Source organism: Limnohabitans sp. (assembly GCF_044373035.1).
Classification (GTDB): Bacteria; Pseudomonadota; Gammaproteobacteria; order Burkholderiales; family Burkholderiaceae_C; genus Limnohabitans_A.
In genome coordinates, this window is sequence record NZ_JBILQU010000138.1 from 1 (window position 1) to 5,697 (window position 5,697).

General features: G+C 55.7%; 5 protein-coding genes and 1 pseudogene. 2 read left to right on the top strand and 4 right to left on the bottom strand.

Annotated features, from left to right (window positions below):
- Window positions 1-685: pyruvate kinase (locus ACIQ47_RS14260; protein WP_396438737.1), on the bottom strand; the 685-nt coding region annotated here is incomplete at its 3' end.
- A 185-nt stretch (window positions 686-870) separates the two neighbouring features.
- On the opposite strand from ACIQ47_RS14260, the gene ACIQ47_RS14265 reads away from it, so the two are divergent.
- Window positions 871-1,983, top strand: coding sequence for a fatty acid desaturase (locus ACIQ47_RS14265; protein ID WP_396438738.1), 1,113 nt, complete (start codon window positions 871-873; stop codon window positions 1,981-1,983).
- Window positions 1,984-2,052: 69 nt separating this feature from the next.
- Here the strand turns inward: ACIQ47_RS14265 and ACIQ47_RS14270 are convergent, their stop codons facing one another.
- Entirely contained in the window at window positions 2,053-2,268 is a 216-nt protein-coding gene (locus ACIQ47_RS14270) for a hypothetical protein (protein ID WP_396438739.1), read from the bottom strand.
- Between the two features lie 108 nt (window positions 2,269-2,376).
- Entirely contained in the window at window positions 2,377-2,778 is a 402-nt protein-coding gene (locus ACIQ47_RS14275) for a hypothetical protein (protein ID WP_396438740.1), read from the bottom strand.
- Window positions 2,779-2,999: 221 nt separating this feature from the next.
- On the opposite strand from ACIQ47_RS14275, the pseudogene ACIQ47_RS14280 reads away from it, so the two are divergent.
- Window positions 3,000-4,101, top strand: a pseudogene (locus ACIQ47_RS14280) (IS4 family transposase); the annotation flags it as partial.
- A 69-nt stretch (window positions 4,102-4,170) separates the two neighbouring features.
- Here the strand turns inward: ACIQ47_RS14280 and ACIQ47_RS14285 are convergent.
- Window positions 4,171-5,229 (bottom strand): transposase, encoded by a 1,059-nt coding sequence (locus ACIQ47_RS14285; protein WP_396438741.1) that lies wholly within the window; start codon window positions 5,227-5,229, stop codon window positions 4,171-4,173.
- Window positions 5,230-5,697 lie beyond the last annotated feature (468 nt).

Consider the following 5,697-nt stretch of genomic DNA (forward strand, 5'->3'; position numbering starts at 1 on the left):
CTTCGGCCCGCTCGATTTTGGCAATCAAACCCGGGCGGTGCCCGTTGGTGCAGGCCACGTTGCACAGCTGTCGGGCCATTTCCATGTCGGTGGCGTTTTTCGGGAAGCTCACCGCCACATAGTCGGCATGGAAGCTCATGGCCGTGCGGATGTCGTCCATGTCCTTGGCCGTGAGGGCAGCAGCCGTCAAGCCGCCGCCTTGTTTGTTGATGCCCTTGTTGTTGGACAATTCACCGCCCAACTTGACGGTGGTGTGCACCTGCTCGCCCTTGACGGCGGTCACTGTGAGGACAATCAGGCCATCGTTGAGCAGCAGCACGTCGCCGGCCTTGACATCGCGCGGCAACTCTTTGTAATCCAGGCCCACACCCTGCAAGTCACCCGGCTCGGTGCGCGAGGCATCCAGCACAAAGGGCGCGCCAGGCTCCAGCATCACTTTGCCCTCGGCAAACTTGCCCACCCGGATCTTGGGACCCTGCAGGTCGGCCATGATGGCCACTTCGCGGCCCGCGCGTTGCGAGGCTTCGCGCACCAAACGGGCGCGGTCCACATGGTCTTGCGCCTTGCCGTGGCTGAAGTTCAGGCGAACCACATTCACACCGGCCCGGATCATGGCCTCCAACAGTGCGGGATCGCTGGAAGCAGGGCCTAAGGTGGCAACAATCTTGGTGGCGCGACGGGGCATTCGAAGATCTCCATGTAATTTGGTTTCAATTCTCACACGAAACGGGTGACATCCCAGAGACACCCGGCAGCTTCGCTCCTCAGATCGGCTCCATACCCCTGCCAAAGCCCTTGAATTGATCTCAGTCAGGGCTTTGCAACGTCAAGCAGCTAAACTTGCGCACACGAGAATTACATTCCTGACCCATGACTGCCTTACCCCCTACAGCCGATCAGCCGATTGCCTTGGACCAACCCCTGCCGCACCGCAAAACCTTGCGCGAATGGCTGGTGCCCTTGTCCGGGCGCAGTACGGCACGCGCTTTTGTGTTGCTGGCTTTTGACTACGCCTTGTTCTTTGCCCTGATTGCGGCCACCGTCATGCTCGAAGCCGTCTGGGCCAAGCTGCTGTGCGGCGCGTTGGCGGGCTTTGTGATCGGCCGGCTGTTCGTGATCGGTCACGACGCCTGCCACCAAAGCCTCACGCCCCACCGCGAGCTCAACAAGGTGCTGGGCCGCATCGCGTTTTTGCCCTCGCTCACCCCATACAGCTTGTGGGACACGGGCCACAACGTGGTGCACCACGGCTACACCAACCTCAAGGGCGTGGACTTTGTCTGGACCCCTTTGTCTGCACAAGAGTTTGAAGCCCTGGGCCCGGTGCAGCGCCTGCTGCAGCGCGCCTACCGCAGCGGTTGGGCCCCTGGCCTTTATTACATGATTGAGATCTGGTGGAAGCGCGAATTCTTCCCCAATAAAACCCACATGCCCACACGCCGTCCGATCTTTTTCAAGGACAGCCTGCTGGTCAGCGTGTTTGGCGTGCTGTGGATCGCCGTTGTGGCCGCTGCGGCCGTGGCCACTGGCCAATCGGTCTGGTTGTCCTTGCTCATGGGTGTGGCGATCCCTTTCTTTTTCTGGAACACGATGATCGGCTTTGTGGTCTATGTGCACCACACCCACGTCAAAGTGTCTTGGCACGACAACAAAGCCGCTTGGACCAAGGCCGCGCCCTTTGTGTCCACCACGGTGCATTTGACCTTGCCATTCCATGTCGGCGGCATGATGCACCACATCATGGAGCACACCGCCCACCATGTGGACATGAGCATCCCGCTTTACCGCTTGAAACAAGCCCAGGCCAAACTCGAAGAAATGCTGCCGGGCCGCATCATCGTGCAACCCTTCTCCTGGAAGTGGTACTTCGAGACCGCTCAAAACTGCAAACTGTACGATTTCGGCCGTGAATGCTGGACCGACTTCAAAGGCAGGATGACCAGCCCGGTGCGCGGCAACTTGCCACCGGCGGCTCAGGCCTGATCAGGTCGGTGCCAACAACAAAAAACCCCGCGATGCGGGGTTTTTTGTTGTAGTTGGCAATCTGAAGATTCAGTCATAGCCTTCGGCGCACTCTGCATAATAGCGCTGGACTTGGGGGTTAAAGCGGCTGGCCTTGATGATGGCGCAGTTGACGTTGTCGATGATGACGCGCTCGGGCACGCCGTTGAACCACTCAAAGTAACGGCGGTGGCAGTCCAACCAAGTGGCCACGGTCTGACCCCAGACGAACTCCAAGTAATGGTGTCGACGGTGGCACAGCGTCATGACAAAGGCTCAAGTGCGGCGCATCTGGCCATCGGGGTGCCTCAAGAATGGGCCAGCGCTAAAGTCGACCTGTGCTGCCTCGCCGGGCTTGAATGACAGGCGGCACGGTCAGATCGGTGCGGGGCACTCCTGGGCGATGTCCTGCATGAGGCAATTGACGGACGAGTAACTGCTTTGAAACTGGTGCTTGCGCACGAGGGCAGCGTGAATGGCCTTGCCCTCAACGCCAGCGGCCATCCAGCGGGTGACTGCCTCGCGCCAGGGCTGGGCTTTGGAGACGGTGCTGGCGGCGCGCTTGGGTTTTGGGGCCAGGCTTTGGGCGATGTTGGGCACATCGGGCAGTTGCGCGGAGGGCTCAAGCCAGCCCAAGCTGAGCGCCAAAGCGCGAAACTGGGCGACTTTGACTTTGCCCATGAGGCCCAGGCGGGCAACCTCGCGGTCACGGTCGCCCGCGCGCAGGCAAATGAGGACGTTTCGGAATTCATGCATCTCGATCTTTCTGCGGACCATCCATCACTCCTGAACAAAAGGTTCAGAAGATAGCGACGATGGGCCGAGCTCGAGATGTGTGTTGAACGCCGGCAGCTGGCCTCAGTAGTGCCCCAACGTTGTCACGTCGGAGTATCGTAAGTTAATGATTTGCTTGCAGAATCTGCTGTTTCAGTCTGGTCGCGATTTGAACGTCGAAGGTCAGACTTTGGGTTTTTGGGCGGGAAACCGCGAAAATTCCCATGCACCAAGGCAAGCTCGTATTTGCTCAACTCATGCTGTACCTGCCGCTGAGTAGGTTCTCCGCTGTGTGGCCGATCAAAACGGATAACACAAAGTCAAAGACTTCTCGTGTCTGGACCAGTTCTTCGCCATGGCCTTCACCCAATTGACTTACCGGGAGTCGTTGCGCGACATCGAAGTCAATCTGCGTGCGCAAGCACGGCGGCTGTACCACATGGGGTTTCGCTGCCAAACGATTTCGCGCAACAAGTTGGCCAATGCGAACGCTACCCGACCGTGGCAAATCTACGCCGACTTCGCCCAGCACCTGATCGTTATTTCACGACCGCTGTATGTCACGGAGCCTTTTGGCGTGGTTCTCGATGCGGCGGTCTATGCCTTCGATGCCAGCACTATCTACTTGTGCCTGTCTGTGTTTGCCTAGGCTTCATTTCGCTCGACCAAGGCCGCCATCAAGCTTCATATCTTGCTGGACCTCAGAGGTAACAACCCCAGCTTCATTCACATCACCGACGGCAAGACCCACGAGGTCAACGTGATGGACGATTTGGTGCTGGAGCCAGGGGCTTTCTACCTGATGGACCGGGGCTATCTGAATTTCGCAAGACTGTTTGTTATTCACGAGGCCAAGGCCTTCTTTGTGACCCGTGCCAAAAGCAATACCAAGTTCAAGCGGCGTTACTCGCATCCCGTGGACCGAGCGACCACTGCGGTGATATGCGATCAGACTGGTGTGCTGTCGGGTCAGCTTGCGGGCAAGGACTACTCCACGACGATGCGCCGGGTGGTGGGCAAGGACGATAGGGGCGAGCGCTTGGTTTTTCTGACCAACAACTGCACGCTCAAACCCGAGTTGATTGCCGACCTGTATCGCCAACGCTGACAAGTAGAGCTGTTCTTCAATTGGATACAGCAGCATTTGCGCATCAAGGTGTTCTTCGGCACCAGCGCGAACGCCGTCAAGACGCAGATATGGATAGCCATATCCACCTAATTGCTGATCGCCATTGCCAAAAAACGCTTGATCATCACAGTCTGTATGAAATCCTACAAATCCTGAGTCTGTCCATGTTTGAAAATATCCCAATACATCAACTTCTTGCGCCGCCCTCGAAAATTCAGAGACGGATTTCGAGCCAAATCAGCTCGATCGCCTCTGAAGAACTGATGTTACGCAGCCACCCTGAACAGCTGAAGTTGGGCATAGACGGAGCGCGATGCGTTGATGGGTAGTTTGCGACAAAGCGCGAAAGGATTTAGCTTGTTAAAGATGCTCAAGCATTCGAGCTTGAAGGTGGCGTAAATCGCCATAAAGACATGGTTGCTTTGGGTGCGCAACGTGCGCGTGGGGGACTTGGCCAGGTTAGCAGTGGACTTCAAGGATTTGTGAAACACCTCCACTTGCCACCGTTTTTTGTAGCTCGTGGTGATGGCGTCATAGTCGCAAGTCAAATCACTGCACACCAGATGCAACACCCCAGTACTGTCGTCTTTGTTTTTAAAGACTTGGCTGACCACCAGGACTGCTTTCGCATATCCCTTGAGCCAGCATCGCACGGTGGTTTGCTCTGAGAAATCCAGCTCATCTACCCGGACAAAGCGCTTCTTTTTTCGATCCTCTTCGCTCAAGGCAATCAGGCGGTTGTCTTTGAGGGCTGCAATGAAATGTCGGTCTTTGCCCGTGATGAATTCGAAGTTCTCCTCTGACGAGAACCAGCTGTCCATCAGCACGAAACGAAATTTCAAGCTGTTGTGAATACAGGTTTGAATCATCTCGCACATCATTTCGTTTTTGGTCTTGTCACTTTTACGCTTGAGTATTCTGGTCGCAAGCTCGCTGTATTGAATCGGCTTCTTCACCAGTTCAAACGCCACCGGAATGGAAGTTTCGTTGCAGTAGTACAGCGCATTGAGCAGGTTGATCCCTTTGACGGTACGCCCGCTGCAATGGTCAAAGTGCCAGCACATCAACTCGCTCTCATCGGTCCAGGCTTTCTCCTGCATCGTGTCGTCAAAGATCAACACACCGTCGTTACGCTCAATCGACCTGACGGTCAACTTGACCTGTTGCCACAGGTCCTTGGAGGTGTACTCCTGCGCTGATAAAAACCGCGTGATGTGGTCGTGGCTGACGTCACCTTCAACCATCGCCGACAAGCCCGTCGCCGTAGCAGCACCAAAAGTGCTCAACAAATAGTCTGTGTACAAATCAAGGTCAGTTTTTTTCATCCATGAAGCCTATCAGGGGTGGGCTGCGTAACATCAGTGAAGAACGTTGGCACTACTGAGCTGGCCTGTACGTGCCGAAAACGCACTGGATCGCATCTGCCGAAAACGGGGTGGCCTCTTCTACATGGTGAGAAGTGACATGTGGGCGATGGGTGCGTGGCACACGCCCTCAGCTTCACCCTGCAAACCATCCGCCCACAGGGTGGTCTCCGCGTGCCCCTGCTCAGTGGCAAGGCTCTCTCGCTGGTAGGCACCGGGTTTCAAGTTAACATGGGCTTCCTAAAAGTATGTACTATAAATTTCAAATTTCTGTAAAAAATCAAATAAAAGTTTTACAATTTTTCAGTAGTGTCCGGTTAAAAAGTGAACAAATTCAACTGCTTAGCGCAGTCAGGTGGTTCGGTTGTGTAGGCATCTGTCTGCAAGGCGCATGAAATCGACGTTTTCTCGAAAACAGACACCGACAAA

Coding starts and splice junctions, on each gene's coding strand:
- ACIQ47_RS14265 (WP_396438738.1), top strand. CDS start 871: ATGACTGCCTTACCCCCTACAGCCGATCAGCCGATTGCCTTGGACCAA.
- ACIQ47_RS14270 (WP_396438739.1), bottom strand. CDS start 2,268: ATGACGCTGTGCCACCGTCGACACCATTACTTGGAGTTCGTCTGGGGT.
- ACIQ47_RS14275 (WP_396438740.1), bottom strand. CDS start 2,778: ATGGTCCGCAGAAAGATCGAGATGCATGAATTCCGAAACGTCCTCATT.
- ACIQ47_RS14285 (WP_396438741.1), bottom strand. CDS start 5,229: ATGAAAAAAACTGACCTTGATTTGTACACAGACTATTTGTTGAGCACT.